This is a genomic window from Acinetobacter sp. YH12251 (genome assembly GCF_013417465.1).
Classification (GTDB): domain Bacteria; phylum Pseudomonadota; class Gammaproteobacteria; order Pseudomonadales; family Moraxellaceae; genus Acinetobacter; species Acinetobacter amyesii.
The window spans coordinates 17960-35447 of record NZ_VPDZ01000001.1 but is presented as its reverse complement, the minus strand read 5'-3'; the positions used below and the strand labels follow the sequence as shown (position 1 = coordinate 35447).

General features: G+C 39.4%; 19 protein-coding genes. 5 read left to right on the top strand and 14 right to left on the bottom strand.

Features of this window, described 5'->3' with window-relative positions; translation table 11 throughout:
- Positions 1-212: 212 nt before the first annotated feature.
- The 7 genes from FTV27_RS00175 to def form a co-directional block, all read right to left on the bottom strand.
- Complete coding sequence (locus FTV27_RS00175; protein WP_257227358.1) at positions 213-536, bottom strand: hypothetical protein; 324 nt, start codon at positions 534-536, stop codon at positions 213-215.
- A complete protein-coding gene (locus FTV27_RS00170) occupies positions 533-1405 on the bottom strand; it encodes a hypothetical protein (RefSeq protein ID WP_180076719.1) in 873 nt (290 codons plus the stop codon). Before FTV27_RS00170 ends, FTV27_RS00175 begins: the two co-directional genes overlap by 4 nt.
- A 366-nt stretch (positions 1406-1771) precedes the next feature.
- Entirely contained in the window at positions 1772-2812 is a 1041-nt protein-coding gene (locus tag FTV27_RS00165; protein WP_180076718.1) for a molecular chaperone DnaJ, read from the bottom strand.
- A gap of 90 nt (positions 2813-2902) precedes the next feature.
- Positions 2903-4180 carry a glutaminase gene (locus FTV27_RS00160; RefSeq protein ID WP_180076717.1) on the bottom strand — a complete coding sequence of 426 codons (1278 nt, stop codon included), beginning with the start codon at positions 4178-4180 and terminating at the stop codon, positions 2903-2905.
- A gap of 64 nt (positions 4181-4244) precedes the next feature.
- Positions 4245-4697, bottom strand: coding sequence for a hypothetical protein (locus FTV27_RS00155; protein ID WP_180076716.1), 453 nt, complete (start codon positions 4695-4697; stop codon positions 4245-4247).
- Between the two features lie 18 nt (positions 4698-4715).
- Positions 4716-5927, bottom strand: coding sequence for a GGDEF domain-containing protein (locus FTV27_RS00150; protein WP_180076715.1), 1212 nt, complete (start codon positions 5925-5927; stop codon positions 4716-4718).
- A 192-nt stretch (positions 5928-6119) separates the two neighbouring features.
- The gene (gene def / locus FTV27_RS00145; RefSeq protein ID WP_180076714.1) at positions 6120-6602 is read right to left on the bottom strand and encodes a peptide deformylase; all 483 of its coding nucleotides are present in this window, start codon (positions 6600-6602) and stop codon (positions 6120-6122) included.
- A gap of 726 nt (positions 6603-7328) precedes the next feature.
- Between def and FTV27_RS00140 the strand changes: the two genes are divergently transcribed.
- Positions 7329-8609: an MFS transporter gene (locus FTV27_RS00140; RefSeq protein WP_180076713.1), complete on the top strand. Its 1281-nt coding sequence runs from the start codon at positions 7329-7331 to the stop codon at positions 8607-8609.
- A gap of 54 nt (positions 8610-8663) precedes the next feature.
- On the opposite strand, the gene FTV27_RS00135 is transcribed toward FTV27_RS00140, so the two are convergent.
- The 4 genes from FTV27_RS00135 to pnuC form a co-directional block, all read right to left on the bottom strand.
- On the bottom strand, positions 8664-9161 hold the full coding sequence (locus FTV27_RS00135; RefSeq protein WP_078192225.1) for a DUF2505 family protein: 498 nt from the start codon (positions 9159-9161) through the stop codon (positions 8664-8666).
- A gap of 166 nt (positions 9162-9327) precedes the next feature.
- Positions 9328-9495, bottom strand: coding sequence for a hypothetical protein (locus FTV27_RS00130; protein ID WP_180076712.1), 168 nt, complete (start codon positions 9493-9495; stop codon positions 9328-9330).
- Between the two features lie 222 nt (positions 9496-9717).
- The gene (locus FTV27_RS00125) at positions 9718-10017 is read right to left on the bottom strand and encodes a hypothetical protein (protein WP_180023193.1); all 300 of its coding nucleotides are present in this window, start codon (positions 10015-10017) and stop codon (positions 9718-9720) included.
- 263 nt (positions 10018-10280) lie between these two features.
- Entirely contained in the window at positions 10281-10871 is a 591-nt protein-coding gene (gene pnuC / locus FTV27_RS00120) for a nicotinamide riboside transporter PnuC (protein WP_078192228.1), read from the bottom strand.
- Positions 10872-11093: 222 nt separating this feature from the next.
- Between pnuC and FTV27_RS00115 the strand changes: the two genes are divergently transcribed.
- The 3 genes from FTV27_RS00115 to FTV27_RS00105 are packed head-to-tail and all read left to right on the top strand — an operon-like array spanning position 11094 to position 13438.
- Complete coding sequence (locus tag FTV27_RS00115; protein WP_180076711.1) at positions 11094-11879, top strand: crotonase/enoyl-CoA hydratase family protein; 786 nt, start codon at positions 11094-11096, stop codon at positions 11877-11879.
- 54 nt (positions 11880-11933) lie between these two features.
- On the top strand, positions 11934-12824 hold the full coding sequence (locus FTV27_RS00110; protein ID WP_180076710.1) for an alpha/beta fold hydrolase: 891 nt from the start codon (positions 11934-11936) through the stop codon (positions 12822-12824).
- Positions 12825-12874: 50 nt separating this feature from the next.
- Positions 12875-13438: a TetR/AcrR family transcriptional regulator gene (locus FTV27_RS00105; protein WP_180076709.1), complete on the top strand. Its 564-nt coding sequence runs from the start codon at positions 12875-12877 to the stop codon at positions 13436-13438.
- Here the strand turns inward: FTV27_RS00105 and FTV27_RS00100 are convergent.
- Complete coding sequence (locus tag FTV27_RS00100) at positions 13420-13908, bottom strand: hypothetical protein (protein ID WP_180076708.1); 489 nt, start codon at positions 13906-13908, stop codon at positions 13420-13422. The genes FTV27_RS00105 and FTV27_RS00100 overlap by 19 nt on opposite strands.
- A gap of 435 nt (positions 13909-14343) precedes the next feature.
- Here FTV27_RS00100 and FTV27_RS00095 point away from each other — a divergent pair, with 435 nt between their 5' ends.
- Positions 14344-14790 (top strand): GNAT family N-acetyltransferase, encoded by a 447-nt coding sequence (locus FTV27_RS00095; RefSeq protein WP_180034489.1) that lies wholly within the window; start codon positions 14344-14346, stop codon positions 14788-14790.
- A gap of 143 nt (positions 14791-14933) precedes the next feature.
- Here FTV27_RS00095 and FTV27_RS00090 read toward each other — a convergent pair whose 3' ends face one another.
- A complete protein-coding gene (locus tag FTV27_RS00090) occupies positions 14934-16730 on the bottom strand; it encodes a diguanylate cyclase (RefSeq protein WP_180076758.1) in 1797 nt (598 codons plus the stop codon).
- A 187-nt stretch (positions 16731-16917) separates the two neighbouring features.
- Positions 16918-17256, bottom strand: coding sequence for an FKBP-type peptidyl-prolyl cis-trans isomerase (locus FTV27_RS00085; RefSeq protein WP_078191421.1), 339 nt, complete (start codon positions 17254-17256; stop codon positions 16918-16920).
- Positions 17257-17488 lie beyond the last annotated feature (232 nt).

Genomic DNA, 17488 nt, shown 5'->3' with positions numbered 1-17488 from the left:
TTAAATTACTTGCTATGTAAGAAAAGAAGTTTATTTTGATAGCAATCAAAAGAAATCTTATTTTCTTACGCGAATCAGCAGCAGCTGTTCGCCCCCTCTCTATTAAATCTTTGATTTAATAGAGAGTATAGGTCAAAGACCCGTTAACATTAGAAGCGACTCGCTTCAAAATACTAATCCTTACAGGCTCAATAAGTATAACCGACTATACACTAAAGTAAACTCCTCTTTGGAATATAAAATTCATTAATTTTCAATGTACTATCAGATAAAAATCTATTTGGTATCTTACTTTTATTTTTTTTCTCAACATTCATTATTGACAATATATATACAATGCCTTGTTCAAGTAATTTGATAAACACCCCATCAATATGTATTAATCCTTCCTTCTCCAGTTCAAATATCAAATCAAAAAAAACATTAGATGCTAGTCCCAATCTTTTATTCAGAGTAAATGCTTGTAAGGTATGATTTGATGAAGCTAATAAAATTTTTAATAACTCATTTTTTAAATATATATTTTTTTTCATCATGCATCATCCATAGCCCGATGTAATATAACGTTTCTAATTCGTTGATCTGAATAATATTTCCACCAAAAGATTGGAAATACATTATTTGGTGTGTTTTTATTTTCGATTGAAATTGCAACTTGTGACTCATCATAACCTAGACTAGGTAATGGTCTATCATTATAAAATGGAGCTAGCTTTGATTCTAAGCTCCTCATTAATTCTTTTTTCATTTCGACTTGATGAGGCTCATAAATTTTTTCTAAAATTTTATCATTTACCGAGTAGTAATATTCAAAATTGATCTTTTCACTAATGATTCTCTGGCTTCCACCAACTGTCGATATTAGGACTTTCACGTATATATTAGGAAGAGGAAAACCTGAGTCTTCAAATATTTGTTTAATTCTTTTAACACGATTAATTACAGTTCTGCCACTTCCTACAAAATTATCAATTAATACTAAATCAACTATTTGTTCACCTTTGCTTTTTTTAAATTCTTTATATACTTTATGTGCTTGATCATATCTATTTACTGATCTATAACCTGTCCATTCTAGTTTGGACAATTCTAGTTTTAAATCGTAGATTACACTTTGACCACTGTCAGCAGTGGAATCTGCTGACATTGCCACGATAAAAGATTTTTCCGGATCTAGATGAGATGTAGCAATATCTAGAGCTAAATTACAAACACATTCATTATATTCGTGCATCGTTATATATTTTAGTTCAGCTAAAATATCAATCACTACTTGTGTTTGAGCTTCAGTTTCACAATCTTCAAACAATAATGTACTCAATGCTTCAGTTTTTGGCTGTAACCAAGGGTATTTGAATGCTAATTGAAGAACTTTTTCAAAAGCTACCTTTTGTAAACTAACCATTGAACTCCTTTTCTACCCCAAAATTTCAAAAGAAAATACCATTTAAAATTTTACTAATTTTTAGCCATATTAATATAACGTTATTCAATTACAAAGCTCTATTCTCCAACAACACCCCCAACCCACTCTCTTTTCCCATATTTCAGCTTTAAGCTGTTGCTTAAAACCCTCACCTCAGCCCTCTCCCATAAGGGAAAGAGAATTTCCATTGTGAATTTCAAAAACTATTCGATAGATAACGTTACCTCTCCTTTTAGGAGAGGGCTAGGGAGAGGTGCTTTTAAATATTTTTGATTATAACTTCAACCCTCACCCCCTTGCGAAGCAGTGCTTCTCATCCCAATGGGAGAGGTAGAAAAGCAAAATCTAAAGCACCCCATTCCCCAACAACACTTCCACCCCCTTCACCTTCTCCATATATTTCAGCCGTTCTTTTTCCCACTTCACTTGTTCTTTCAACACTGAAACATCGCCATCAATCACCTTATAAACATCTTTTACCTGCATATTTTTCGGCTTCGGCTTTTCACTCCAGTGAAAGCTATCCGTGATGTCATCTATCTGACTTGCAAGGCGTTGGCTTTGTGCCTCAAGCGCCATTTTATAAAACTTTAAATGTTCATCCGTTAAAGCTTTAGGGCTTTTGCCTTTATTGGTTTCTAGCTGTAATTGCAGTTTCAGTAAATAAAACAAATCCAGTGCTTCATGGGCTTGGTTCACCACTTGCAGCAACTCGGTTTTTTCTGCTTTTTTTGATTCATCAGGCTCACGGTCTGGGTGAATCATGGCAGTGATTTTTAAATACACAGTTTTTAGTGATTGGTTCACTAACTTTTCAGCTTGCTCACGTTTTTGCGCAAGTCGTTTACGCTGATGATCTTCTTTCTTACGTTGATATTGTTCGCTGTCCCACGCTTCATAAGACTCATATTCTTCTGTCGTTTCTTGTTCTATATCAACTTGACCTTCTACTTTGCTCTGTTCAGCTTGCGCTAACTTAGCTTTTTTATTTGGCTTTTGATTATGCGCATGATGCTGCTGATAAAAAGCATCCACCTCTGCAACTTTTTCCAGTTCGGCCGTATTTAAATAGTTGGATTTTTTCAGCTGCTTAGACAGTTTCGCAAGCTTCACATCAAGCTGTGCTAAATCTGCTTTTGCAAAGTCTTCTTGCTGTAGATGCTGCCAAAGTTGTGCAAGCTGACGGTAGTACACCGCATGCAAATCACGATAAATCGGCACAAGTTTCAGTTGGATATAACTTTGAATTTCACTTTTGGCGTTTTGCCAAAGCTGTAAGTCTTGTTTTTGCTGTTCGATTTGCTCAATCAGTTTGTTCAGCTTTTTATGCTGTGGGGATAAAGCTTCAGCACTCGGGAGTAAACTGACTTTTAACTCAAAAGACATAAGCAAATTTAACGCAAAAAGAAAATTATAGCCGATCTAAGCACTAAACTTATGAGCACCTTGTATGAATCAACAATGGATTTTTATCAATTAACCATCAAACCGTTGTAAATATTGACTCAACTCTTCCCGAACCACCACCTCATGTCCTGCATGACTTCGACTTTGTTCCAAGAGATGCTCAGAGTCGATCACTGCCACGCGACGACCATCCGCAAATAAACGATCTACACCTTCAAAGAGCATTCGGACACCAACATCGTGTATCAAAGAAATATTGGTCAGATCTAAAACGATATGGTTATTCTCAACAGGTTCATCCTCTAATATTCGCAGCAACATTTCCGACTCTGTAAATTGCAATACGCCGCGCAGTTCATACACCATCACCGAATGATCACGGCCGCAGCTATAGCGACTTTGGACGATCGTTTGCGCTGAAGGTGTTCCCTCCATCACATGTAGTCCCATGTCCTTAGACAGTCGTTCAAATATTTCGACGCCTCGAACACTATTCCCATGTGTATCGAGTTTCGGACTAAAGACCGCTAGCCCAACCTGCCCTGGCAAAGCCCCCATGATGCCACCGGCCACACCGCTTTTGGCAGGAATACCGACCGTTGTCAGCCAATCACCCGCAGCATCATACATGCCACAAGTCATCATCACACTCAACACTTGGCGCACCACCGAACGTGATAGCAACCGTTTACCTGTGGCTGCTTGCACGCCACCATTGGCAAGCACACTGGCCATTTTTGCCAAATCTTTAACCATCACTAATATTGCACACTGACGAATGTAACCATTCACCACATTTTCAGGGTCTTCTTCAAGGACACCGACTGTCCGCAGCATGTAACCGATCGACAAATTTCGAAAAGCTGTCTTCACTTCAGACTGGTAAACCGCTTCATCAAAACTCAGCTCACGCCCTGCCAGTTCACTTAAAAATTCACGGAGCATTTCAGCTCGAGTGCTGTGTTCGTCATGCGGTAATAGTGAATGTGTGGTGATTGCCCCCGAATTGATCATCGGGTTTTTCGGGGTATTGCTTTGTGGATCGAGCGCAATTTGATTGAATGCCTCTCCCGATGGCTCGACACCAACTTTTTGTAAAACGCTGTCTAAGCCAAGATGACGAATCGCTAAGGCATAAGCAAAAGGTTTAGACATCGACTGTATGGTGAACTCGACTTCGTCATCACCCGTGGAATAAATCGTGCCATCTACGGTAGACAGTGCCAAAGCCAGTCTATTTGGATTGGCGTTAGCTAACTCAGGAATATAATCTGCCAAAGCTCCGTGCTGATTGGCATCGCAGGCATTGAGGACATGCTGTAAATAATCTGGAACAGGCGTTTTCATAAGGGCTATTTTTTGTTGTGTGCTTTTCTATTTATAACAAATTGAGCTGCCTCTGTATAAGTCCTTATGGTGAAGCCGTGTTCTGAGCTAAAACCTGTATGTGCTGTATATTCAAATGGTGCATCATTTCTCGAATAAAAACGAAATAACTGAGTTGAATGATTGCCTGCTCACCAAATAGATTTTGATAATATTCGGTATGTTCAATCATTTCATTAAAGCCATGTTCTAAGCTTTGTCGGTCAATGCAGGACGCATGTTCAAAAAAGGTCTGCGCCAATATATGTAGCATCGTGTCATTCGACTGAGCATAGCGCTGCGTCTGATAATCAAGCTGTAATCGTTCTAAAATTTCTTCAATTTCATAGATCAAATATTCAATCGCTAAAGCATCGAAGCGCTGATGTCGGACACATTTTTGCACCAAAGCCGCTAAGCCATGATCAAAATGAATATTCTTTTGCTCGGTCTGAAAGTCGAGCTGCGCTAATCCGAGCTGAAATTGTAATTGCTGCATAACTATCGTTTAAATTATTTAATCTTCTGCAAAGTTTAACTCACGAAAGCTACGCACTTGGTTACGACCTTGTTGCTTTGCCATATACAGCGCTTGATCGGCCATACGCGTGACCACAGCAGACGGTGTCCCCTCAATCGCAGTTGCTACACCGAAACTTGCACTAATCTTCAACATTTGATGGTTGGCTATCATAGTTTCAGCTTCAGAAATGGCCAATCGACAGCGTTCAGCGACCTCTATCGCCTGCTCTAAACTCTGATTTTTTAAAATTAAAATAAATTCTTCACCGCCATAACGTCCAACCACATCTTGTACACGGGTATTATCATTTAAAATTTGAGCAACACGTTGTAAAACGGCATCTCCTGCATCATGTCCATATTGGTCATTGATCAGTTTAAAATGGTCGAGATCAAGTAAAACCACTGCAAATTCAGGCTGTGTCTGTTTGCTGAGTGTATCAAGTTCATGACTAACATAACGTCGGTTAAACACATTGGTCAGCCCATCGACACGGCTGAGGACTTCCATCTTTTGTTCACGGTGTCGCCACTGTAAAAGCAAAATCTGAAAAAATACTGCACTGACGATCAATATAGGTAAATACAACTCCGCCATACTCATCAGCCAAAAGGCATTGTCGTAAAACTCACTCTGTTTTAAAGCTGGGCTGAAAATCGGTGCATATTCTAGATGGTCAATCGAAGTTTGATAGCAAATGTAGCCAATAAACAGTGTGATCGGAAATGTAATACTGAGCATAATTGCAGGACGATAAAAAACCAAACCGACCATCAGCAGATTGACCGTCCCCGCCATAGTGGCAGGACTATAGATCCCGATCATATAGCCACCATAGATCATGCCGATCCCAAACAGGACGGGCGCAAAATAGCTAAAAAACAGTCTAAAATTTAAATATTTTTTGAAATAAAGACTGAGTACTGCCAATACGCCATAACTGAGTAGGACTATACAAGCGACCATGATCCTGAACTTGAGTTCACTCGGATTAAACCAAATCCGATTGGTCGAATAATAAAAATTCATGATGCACCACTTCAACACGCTAACTTGACTCAGCATGCCAAAGATGAGAAGTAAACGCCCTTTATCGTAGTCAGACCAATTGATGATGAGATAGTCTGACTCAAACAAAAGATGCTTCAATTTACGCCATTGTACGCCCCATTTCGTACAGACAGCATTGCCCCAATTTTTCCCCATTAATCTTCTTTTTTATTTTATTATTTCGCTAGTTATACAAGGTTTTAACTTCAAAAAGAAAGCCTATTTTCACAGTTAAAAGTGCAACCTTTGAAGCCTTTAAACTTCACTTACACCACTATTCAAATTACTTTTCCGCTATTTTTTTTAGCTCAATTGGTCACTTTTATCTTTTTGAAATAGTACAGTTTATTATTCTAAACGCTCGGTGAATAAGATCCCGTTCAGATGATCGACCTCATGTTGTACGATCCGTGCAGGAAAGCCATTCAGGGTTTTCTCTTTGACTTCACCTTGAAGGGTCAAATATCGCACGTGAATTTGCTCGGCTCTCGGGACTTGTCCTCGTGCATTCGGCACACTTAAGCAGCTTTCTTCACCCAATACAGTCTTTGTCGATCGTGATGTAATCACTGGATTGACCATCACGATCGCCTCCATTTCAGGCGCATCGGGATAGCGTAAATTTGCACGTGAAGCCACGATAATCACCCGCTTTGAAACATAAATTTGCGGCGCGGCAATGCCTACGCCTTGACACTCAAGCATAGTGGCATGCAGTGTTTCACTTAGTGCAGTTAACCATGCAGAACCTATTTCAGATGCTTGTACCTCTGCGGCAGTTAGCGTCAAAATTGCTTCACCACGCTGTGCAACAGCAGCAACATAACTCATGTATTTATCCTTTTTTTAAGTCTAGCAAGCTTAAATTATTTAACTGATGTTACGCACGTAAAAGTAATTACGCATTTTTAAAATGATATTTAAGTTTATTCGACGGAGTCTTACATCTAGGATTTAAATAAAGGGATTAGCCTTCGGCTGGAGGTACTTTTGTTTCGGCAAAATGAGAAGCGAAGCTTCGCAAGGAAACTATCTTGCGGAGCAATGCTCCTCACCGCAAAACTCGTTCACTAGTATCAAATTATTCAAAGTATCGCAAAAACATTTTTGATTAGAAGGAGTCCTGTATCAAACACTTGCTGATGACGTTACCGCGTATCATTCTTTCATTTGAATCAAATAACGCTTCTGATGTTACTGCGTAATATCAGTTATTTAAAAAAAAACAACCATGCAATATGCATTATTATCGGTTCTGAGTATAAAACAACAGCATGCTATGGCTTTGAATCTTTTGTGGTTTATATAGAGCACAAAGTAAAATGACAGATCACACCACCCTATGCTATTGATATTTATCATTTATACATCAAAGTACGCCATTATCTATTACCAATCATTCTTTAAGTTAATGCGACTTTATCTATATTATTTTGTTCTTAATTAATAATATTTTCATAACTATAAGTTTTTAATAAGGCAAAAAAGTTTGATTATTCAATAAAAATTTGAATCACTAAAATCCTCAAATGCTATTTGCTGCTGGAAAATATTTGCATGGAAGCTCAGCCACGCCTGACTCGTCAAGATAAACGCACCCTCGGACTGTCATCCCTCGGTGGCGCACTTGAGTTTTATGACTTTGTCATTTATGTGTTTTACGCCAAAATTATTTCGGAACTGTTTTTCCCCACTGGCCTCAGTCCATTTTGGGCGATGTTGAATACCTACGGTATTTTTGCAGCAGGATATTTTTTCCGCCCATTGGGTGGTGTCGTAATGGCGCATTTTGGCGATTTGATTGGTCGTAAGCGTTTATTTAGTTTGTCTATTTTACTCATGGCTCTGCCTACACTGATGATTGGTGTGATGCCAACTTTTGAAAGTATTGGCTATGCAGCACCACTTTTGCTCCTACTGATGCGTGTGATTCAAGGCATCGCGATTGGTGGTGAAATCCCTGCTGCATGGACTTTTGTTTCAGAGCATGTGCCTGAGCAAAAAATTGGTATCGCCAATGGCTTACTCACTGCTGGCTTATCTTTAGGTATCCTATTGGGCGCACTGATGTCTTTGTTTATTTCATTACAATTTACAGAGGCAGAAATCCATGATTGGGCATGGCGGATTCCATTTATTCTAGGCGGAATCTTTGGTTTTGTAGCGCTCTATCTCCGCAGTTATTTAAAAGAAACGCCTGTATTTAAAGCTATGCAAGAAAAGAAACAATTGGCTAAAGAGCTTCCTGTGAAACAAGTACTGCAACAGCACAAAACAGGCGTTGTGATTGGTATGCTGTTTACATGGTTCTTAACCGGCTGTGTGGTTGTGCTGATTTTAGCGATGCCAAATTTACTCACGGGCGCCTTTGGTTTTGAACGGGCCGATGCCTTTAAAATGCAAAGTGCCGCTATTGTGATGCAAATGGTCGGTTGTATCTTGGCAGGTCTTTTGGCAGATCGCTTCAGTGCGGGCAAAGTGATGCTGTTCGGTTCCCTCCTTGTCGCGATAATTGCGGGCGTGTTCTATAACAGCTTGGGCCATGTGGCAGCATCGACCGTGTTTGCGCTCTATATGTTGCTCGGTTTGGCATCAGGTACAGTTGGTATGGTGTCTTATAGTATGGTGAAAATGTTCCCTGCACAGATTCGTTTCTCGGGCATTTCATTTTCATACAATTTGGCCTATGCCATCGCGGGTAGTATCACTTTGCCATTGGTTCAATGGTTGAGTTTATACAGCAACATTGGCGCTATGTATTATATATGGACTGTCTGTTTGGTGACCTTCTTTACTGCGATGCTTTATCGTCAACGTTTTGAAAAAACATCTCATTAAAATAATAAAAAAAGCGGTCAATGACCGCTTTTTTTAAATCACTTTCAAATCAATTCAGGCTTTTAAATTTTTACGCAATTCATCTTCTACAATTTCAATCTCAAGCTGACTAAAACGACGAATTTCACCTTCTGCATGTTTTTCAAGTAATCCACCAATCAGTGGAACTTTGACTTTCACCGTCCAGTCCAAATTGAAACTCACTTGTGTTGCATCACCACTGACACTTCGTTTACAACTGGCTTCGAGCGGTAGGTTCGGATCTAGTTTGACGTCAGAGGTTAATGCCGCCAAATTACTAATATCCGTACGTTTCAGACGAAACGCATCTTTTAAAAACTTCTTGGCAATATCTGGAATATTTACATCCAAGTTATAGGCACGTTTTAAGGTATACATATCACCTGTTTTTTTTGATTCTAAAATTTCTAGATTTTCACCCGGTATGCGTTTGCACACCGCTTCATGCAAGCTGATATCTGCGGCTAGTCGTTTAAAATCTTCAAGTGAAACGCCATGAATTGTGGCATTGACGGTAAATTGATGTGCCATTCTCGTAATCCTTAAGGTCAATATTGGTTTTATTGTTTTATTTCGCCCAGTTTACAGTTGCTAAAACTGTGCTTTGAATTAAATCGAAAAGCGTTATGGCTGTCATTGACCTGAAACCAAGCTAGAAAAACAGAATTGCCATACTGCAACTCAGAGGGACTCTGCCTTAAAGGCTTTTTTGAAATATTTGCCCATGCTGATTTTTCAACTCGAGCTGAAATTCCCAGCCCGCATCAATTTTTAAATACATCCCTGCATAGGACAACTTTGCGTACCAATGACCAAAGTCGAGGCTTACAATATCAAAGCGGGCTTGTTCAGGAAGCTGTTGCATTGGTTTTGCATGTATCAAAGCGCTTGGTTCAAAAGACGTGCAGTGCGAGCCATAATCATGAAAAAGTTCGAAACATAGCTGATTAAAAATTTTAAATGTTGAATCTTTTGGGTCAAGTTGCGTCATTGCTTTAATAACGTTCCATATCTTTTCATTTCTTCTTACGCTTATTTTTTTCTTTTTTAAAACAAGTCTTTGTGATACTTTTTTTAAAAATTTTAGTTAATTTAACAGCATGCTATGCACCACCCCATCCCGATCACGGTGTACCAATTTGATCGGTTGTGAATAATCGATCAAGATGCTTTGGTGTTTATAACTGATTTGGATGCCGTATTCATCTGCACCATCATCCAAACCGCTGATGCTACATTGCGTCCCTTGTGGAAATGCCTTGAGCCATTCAGCGTTATACACATCTGCTATTTGCTCAAACTGAAAAAAGCTCGCCTTTTGCTGCAGTAGAACCGTAGCTTGTCGGTCAAAACGCAGTTGCTGCTCAAGTTGAAAGTCGATAATCATGACTCTGCACGCTCTTTACTTATTCATCGGGATCGGATCATCGGCTATTAAAATCAAGCTTCGCAGACACCCAATTTTGCTTATAAATTCACAGAGGATTTTATGACATGTCTTAGACTCAAATGAACACAGCCACATTTCTTAAGGCATAAAAAAGGCACTTCTCATCGGGGTGAAGCCCGATTATGAAATGCCCTTTATGGTTACAAAGTAAATATATTTTTATAAATTGTCAAATTGGGAATGAAAAAAACATCTGTGGGCTAAATGGATAAAGCTTTCATCGCCTGTTGCTGCTGTTTATTTTTGACTTGTGTCCATTGCCACCAACCAAATGCCGCCAAGCCCACAAAACCTGCATACAACGCCGCAGTGAGATACAGGTCTTTGTATATAAACATACCCACATAGATAATATCGACAAATACCCAAAGCACCCAAGTAGCAATATGTTTCCGACTGGTCCAATACGTTGCGAGTAAGCTAAACGCGGCCAATTGTGCATCCAAAATTGGCACGGCTGCATCGGTAAAATAGTGCAAACTTAAACCAAAAATCAAACCACCCACCGCTGCTAAGAGCATTTGAAAGATCACGAGTTTGGTCGCAATCGGTTCAATACGAATGTCGTGGTCTTGTTGTTTGCCCTTCAACCAATGATAAAAACCGTAGAAGTTCACCACTACAAAGAAAAACTGCAAAATGGTTTCGCCATAAAGTTTGTAGGTATAAAACAAGTAGGCATACAGCAAAAAAGCTGCAAAGTTAAACCACCAACACCACATATTTCGCTTAATGGTTAAACTCACCCCGATTAAGCTAATAATAACTGCAAATATTTCTAAGTTCGACATGGTTGATTGGGCCTTAAAAAAGCTGCAGCTATTATGGAAAAAATCAGCCCAAAGGCAAGCTATATCCTGCACTATTTCATATCAACTCTGTAAATTTTAAATCAAAACACTCATCCACCAGACGATGATTTTGATGTTTTGAACGCATCAGTTTTGACAGTTTTCTAACAATCGTTTAAAAACTTAGCTATACCTAAAGAATAATCAGAAGGAATCATCAAAATGTCAGAACTACAAGGTCGTGTAAGTCGAGAAATTCGTGGTCATCTTTATTTGATCGGTTTGGACCGTGCAGATAAACGAAATGCGTTTGACAGTCATTTAATTCATGACCTTTCACTGGCGCTCACTGAATATGAAGATGATCCAAATTTACGCTGTGCCGTGATTTTTGCTCATGGCGATCATTTTACTGCGGGTCTAGATCTGGTCGAACTACAACCCAAACTTGGCAGCGGGCTGTTTAATTTTCCTGATCAGCAGATTAATCCGTGGGGAACCAACTCACGACAACGAAAAAAACCAGTTGTGGTCGCGGTACAAGGGTTCTGTTTTACAGCGGGTATTGAACTCATGCTGAATGCCGATGTTGTGATCGCACAGCGTCAGACGGAGTTTGCTCAAATGGAAGTGCAACGTGGCATTCTTCCCTTTGGTGGCGCAACTGTTCGCTTTGTGCAAGCAGCGGGTTGGAATAAAGCCATGCGTTACTTACTCACGGGTGAACGTTTCAATGCGCAAACAGCATATGACATGAACTTGGTGACTGAAATCACTGAGCAAGCGCCCTTATCTCGTGCCATTGAACTTGCAGAAAAGATTGCACAGGCTGCACCACTGGCAGTTCAGGCAACACTCGCTGCAGCACAGCAAGGGGTGCATTTGGGAGCCGATGCTGCCTTTGCTCAATTGGATCAGCACTTACAACCACTACTAAAAACACAAGATGTACAAGAAGGTGTGATGGCCATGCTACAACGTCGCTCAGCCAATTTTCAGGGCAAATAACCATTTATTTAAACTGAGTAAACCCTTTACGTCCTGCCTATTCAGAGAAAAATTATGTCAACGGATTTAAAACCAGCAACGCAAAAGATACATAGTACACCCGTGAGTTTCCCTGCAACCGATGGTTATACGCTTTCAGGCGTTGAATATCGGCCTAATACTGCCGCTAAGGCCAATATTATTATTTCAAGTGCGACAGGTGTACCTCAACAATTTTACCGTCGTTTTGCCGAGTATGCCGCAGGACTCGGTTATCAAGTACTGACTTTTGATTATCGTGGTATAGGACGTTCTGCACCGTCAAAACTTAAAGGCTTTAAGATGTCTTATCTTGACTGGGGACGTTATGACCTTTCTGGTGCCATAGCTTATATGCAACAACACGGTCAGGAAACTTTTCTAGTGGGACACTCCTATGGCGGTCAAGCACTAGGCCTCACCTCAAATCATGATCAGATACGTGCCATGTATTGTTTTGGCACTGGCGCAGGTTGGCATGGCTATATGCCATTTAAGGAAAAAATGAAAGTGCACGTGATGTGGAATATCGTTTTTCCACCGATGGTTGCTGTCAAAGGGTATTTGCCTTGGAGCAAACTCAATATGGGCGCTGACCTTCCTGTCGATGTCTATAAACAATGGCGTCGTTGGTGTAAAAACCCAACCTATTTCTTTGCCGACCCTGAGCTGAGTGAGTTATCTCAACAATATGCTGCAGTTCAAACGCCGATTTATGCGGTCGCTGCGCTCGATGATGACTGGGCATTACCCAATTCACGACATGCTTTTATGCAACATTATGCGCAAGCATCAATGCACTATATCAATATTGAAGCGCAAGATTATGGCCTAAAACAGATTGGTCATATGGGATATTTCCGCAAAGGTGCTGAACTCTTATGGCAGGAAGTGATTGGAAGGTTTGATGAACTATTAGTCGCCTAGACCAATTTACTTCATACATAGCACATTGAATTATTCGGATAGAGAGATACATGCGTCCACGGAAAAACACCTCTGAACATCTATTGTTACAGTCAGCACACGCCTTTAAACGCTATGGCTATATGGGCTGCAGCATGGGGAAATTGGCTGAAGCCTGTGGACTTTCAAAAGCTGCGTTTTATTATGACTATCCAAATAAAGACGCTTTGCTGATGGAAATTTTAAACCTGACACACGTGAAGTTAAAGCACAGTATTTTTCAGCAATTACAGCGATCCACTGCATCACCTCAACAGACTTACCCGCACATCCATCAACTGGCCATCCAGTTTTTTAGCCAAGGTGGATTAGGTTGTTTAGTCGGGATATTAAGTATGGAACGTCAACATTTGCCTACCGAGATTTTTGCAAAATTACAGTCCATCTTTCAGGAGTGGCAACTGGCCTTTGAAGTGTTTTTTCAGCGATGCATGAGCATCGAACATGCCGCTCAACTTGCCAAAGTCAGCTTGGCGGATTATGAAGGCGCGATTTTAATGGCCCGAATAACCGATGATTTGAGTTATCTCGATTTAGTCCAAGATCGCATTTTGCTTCAACTTGCGGAGTCTTGATAGCGATATTCAATTTTATGTTCTTCGCCAAAACGGTCGACATGTGTATAAAACTCACCATATCGGCCTAAATAATACTCGAGCGATTGATTGTAAAAACTCCAATAAATCGACCATTCATTCAGATCTAATTGGCGAATTTGAGTTTTACAATTGACTGGCATGCGACGTAAAAAAACTTCTTGTAACTGTTCGGCTGCCTGTAGCGAATCTAATTTGTATTGTTGTTGAAAGAAAATTTCCGCAATATCATCAAAAAGTTGCTGTTCATATTCATCTACTTCAATGACTTGATCGACGTCACGAATAGCATCATCATTCGATGCTAAAGAGATACTGTTCGATTTTTTTGGTGCTTGGTAACGCTTATATTTTTGACGATATTTTTCTGTTTTTATTATTTTTTTGACCACGATTCCTGCTGCAGACAACGCAATCAGAATACACATCACAATGAGAAAAATAACCATAATAACAACCTACTGCCGATGACGCGCATGCACATCTTGAATCATCGAATATTTTTATGCACTAATATAACGCACAATAACGTTTAAAATTCATACAAAATTATTTTAAAGCTGAAATTTGGCCAATTTTCTTTGCTAATTTATTTCAAACTATTACACCTGTTGAAATCATTGAGTATATATACATTTCTAAAAAATCTATTATTACTTTAAAAACAGTATAGTTAGATGCATTTATGTCGTTATTTATCCGTATTTAACGATTAATTTATAAATATACATTTGTAAATTTTGCAACAATTTTGAAATAAAAACCCAACCCAACGGCGCAATGGCTGCAAAAAAACATAAAACGCAACAAGAAGCCTCTTTAAGCACAAGGCGATATCTTCTGAAATGACAGGCTGTTGGAGTTTTCTATAAAAAGAAAAAATTATGATACGCGAAGCACAAATTCAGGATATACCCGAAATTATTCACGTGATTCACAACAGCATTCGTTCATGTATCCAGGACCATCAACGTAATGAAAGTGTGATTCAAACTTGGCTTGAGGAGGCAAATCAATCAAATATTCTAATGTGGATGCTTTACAACGACAGTTGGGTCTACGTCAGTGATAATCGAGTGGTCGGCTTTATTTTAGTCAGTGATCAAGGACAAATTTTACTGAACTATATCTGCCCAGAACGTCAGTACCAAGGCATTGGTAAGGCATTATTGTTAAACATGATTCACTGTGTCAGGAAAAAGAATATTACCGAGATCAGTCTAGAAAGTACTCATACGGCACTCGCCTTTTACCAAAAATATGGCTTTGTCGCACATCAGGATTTTGAGCCTGCCGAAGTTCCGCTCAAATTGGTCAAACAGCTCTGTTAGTAGAGAGGCAAACCTCATAAAAAGATAGATTTTCAAATAGGATGATTATGATAGGTGAATTTAAAAAGAGATTAATCTAAATAAGTATTGGCAAAGGATACTAGCGATAGCACCGCAAAGTTTTCACCGTTTATAACTAGGTATCAAGGCTTAAGTTGATCGCGTCCTGCCTGTTTAGCCATATATAAATAATGGTCTGCATGCTTCATTAAGGCTTCGATACTGTCGAAGTCATTCTGCTTATCCATCCATGCCATGCCCAAACTCAGTGTGACATAATTTTTTTCATCACCCCGATTAACATGTTCAAGTTGTTCATTACGCATGGCTTCGAGTACCAATTGTAATTGCTCTTGGGCAATCGCATACGGAACATCATGCATCAATATGGCAAACTCTTCTCCCCCATAGCGAGCCACATAGGCTGAACTTGGCAGGGTATTTTGCATGGTTTTCACGATCTGCTGTAACACCTCATCGCCTTTGAGATGCCCATAGTGGTCATTATAATTTTTAAAATAATCAACATCTAACATGGCAAAGACCAGTGTTCGATGGCTATGAAAACGGACTTCTGAATATAAACGTTGAATTTCAGCATTCAATGCACGACGGTTAAATGCCCCCGTTAAGGCATCAATACGAATTTGTAGCTCTAATTTTGTATTCAGCTCGTGAAGCTGTAAGGTGCGTTCTTTAACTTTCTGATCGAGTGAACTGTTTAGCTCAAGCAGACTATTATTTAACTGCTCGGTATGCATCGACTGCTGTGCATAATGGTGCGATTGCTGAAACATGATCAACAAGGCATACAAACTGGTTGAAATGAACGATAAATTGACTGAATCAATCAAATTCATCATCAGCAAAAAGTCGTTTAAAAAAGTAATGCACAGGAAAATAACCGCGATTAAATTTAATTTTGAATACGGCTCTTTCTTTTTCAGTGTTAGGTAAAAACCATAAGCAAAATTACTTAGAACAACGATCACATAGGCAAAGCTGTAGGTTGCCAAAGGCTGAAAAATTTCAGGCGTCGAAACAAAAGTCACTGAAATATTCAACGACAACAGCAACATCGCGATCTGATAATTTAAGGTAAATAAATAGCGACGACTGAGCAAGTGGATATAACTTAAAAAGAAAATCGATGCCAAATAGGTAAATAAGTATTCTAATCGCGTACCCCACAACCAATTAATATCGGTAAAAGTTGTATAGGCATAAGGTGCTGAAAATAAATTATGGAGTGCTAAAAAGACAATAAATAAGCCAAACACCAAATTACTTCGGCTATTGCGACCGCGTAAACCTCGGAAAACAGAAAATAGGATCGTAAATAGTCCCACACCCAAGACGGCGCCAGACACCATTCCAATACTCATCATTTGTTGTTGGAATTGGCGGTTTACTGTCTTGGCGATACCAATACGCATTGGGTTTTCAAACCCGCCATGCATACTGTTAAAACTTGAAGCCTGAATGGTTAAAGTGAAATATTCATCTTGTGCCACAAAATAGGCAATTCGCGGCGCATTCTCCGTTTTTTGTTCTGCTTCAGTACGCCCAACTTCTCCCAAACGAACGATCACATCACCATTTAAAAATACCCTATATGCACCGTACTGATTTGGAATCAATACCGCGATACGTCGGCCAATAAATTGTTTGGGAATTTGGAAATGCCCAGTGTATGTCCCAAAACCTTTATTGTCCCCTGTAATATCTTTAAATGAAGCAGGCAGATAGACCGTTTGACCGACTAGAACTGAACTCGGAGACGTTAAAAATTGATTTGGATAAAACAACCATTTGCCTTGTAAGAGGCTACTGGTGTCTTCCGTGAAGTAGATTTGGTTAACTTCGTTTTGATGTTTTAAATAAAACGATTTAGGAGCAGTTTCATACTGTGCTTGAGCAGTCGATACAGTGAGTGCCAATGTAAAAATAATAAAGGTAAGAACCCAGAACAATCTGGTGCAAGGCAACTGTAAAGACAACGGCTTTGATTCCTGCGTTTATACTCGAGCAATTATTCTAATCTACGGTAAAAGACAAAAATAACAACTACTATTTTATCAAATTGATCAATAACTTCCATGTCACTGATCTAAAACAGTCGCTGTATTAATCGCGAGTTTTTACATCATACAATTCAATCTCAAAAATAAGATTTGAATTGGCAGGAATTACATTACCCATTTTACGTTCACCATAAGCCAAATGTGATGGCACGATTAACTTACGTTTACCACCGACTTTCATACCCATGATGCCCTGATCCCAACCTTTAATCACACGGCCAGTACCAATCACTGTTTCAAAATAATTACCACGATCCAGTGATGAATCAAATTTTGTACCGTCTTCTAACCAGCCTGTATAGTGAGTTGTAATCAAAGCGCCTTTAACCGCTTCTTTACCTTCACCTACCACTAAGTCAATAATTTCTAATTCCGTGCTCATGCTCTCAACCTCAAATGCCGCAATCTAAATAAAGCCCTATTATAAACAGAATCAGTCTGAACATGATGCCCTTGAATGCGCTAGAACTTACCGACTCAAAGTTGAGAACACAATGATTTAGATCAGCATGCAAATAAACATTTACTAGTAAAGCTCACATGTCTTGAAACATTTAGGAGTATTCCGTTATCACTAAGATGCATTGGGAAGAAACGAATAAAAAATTTAAAGC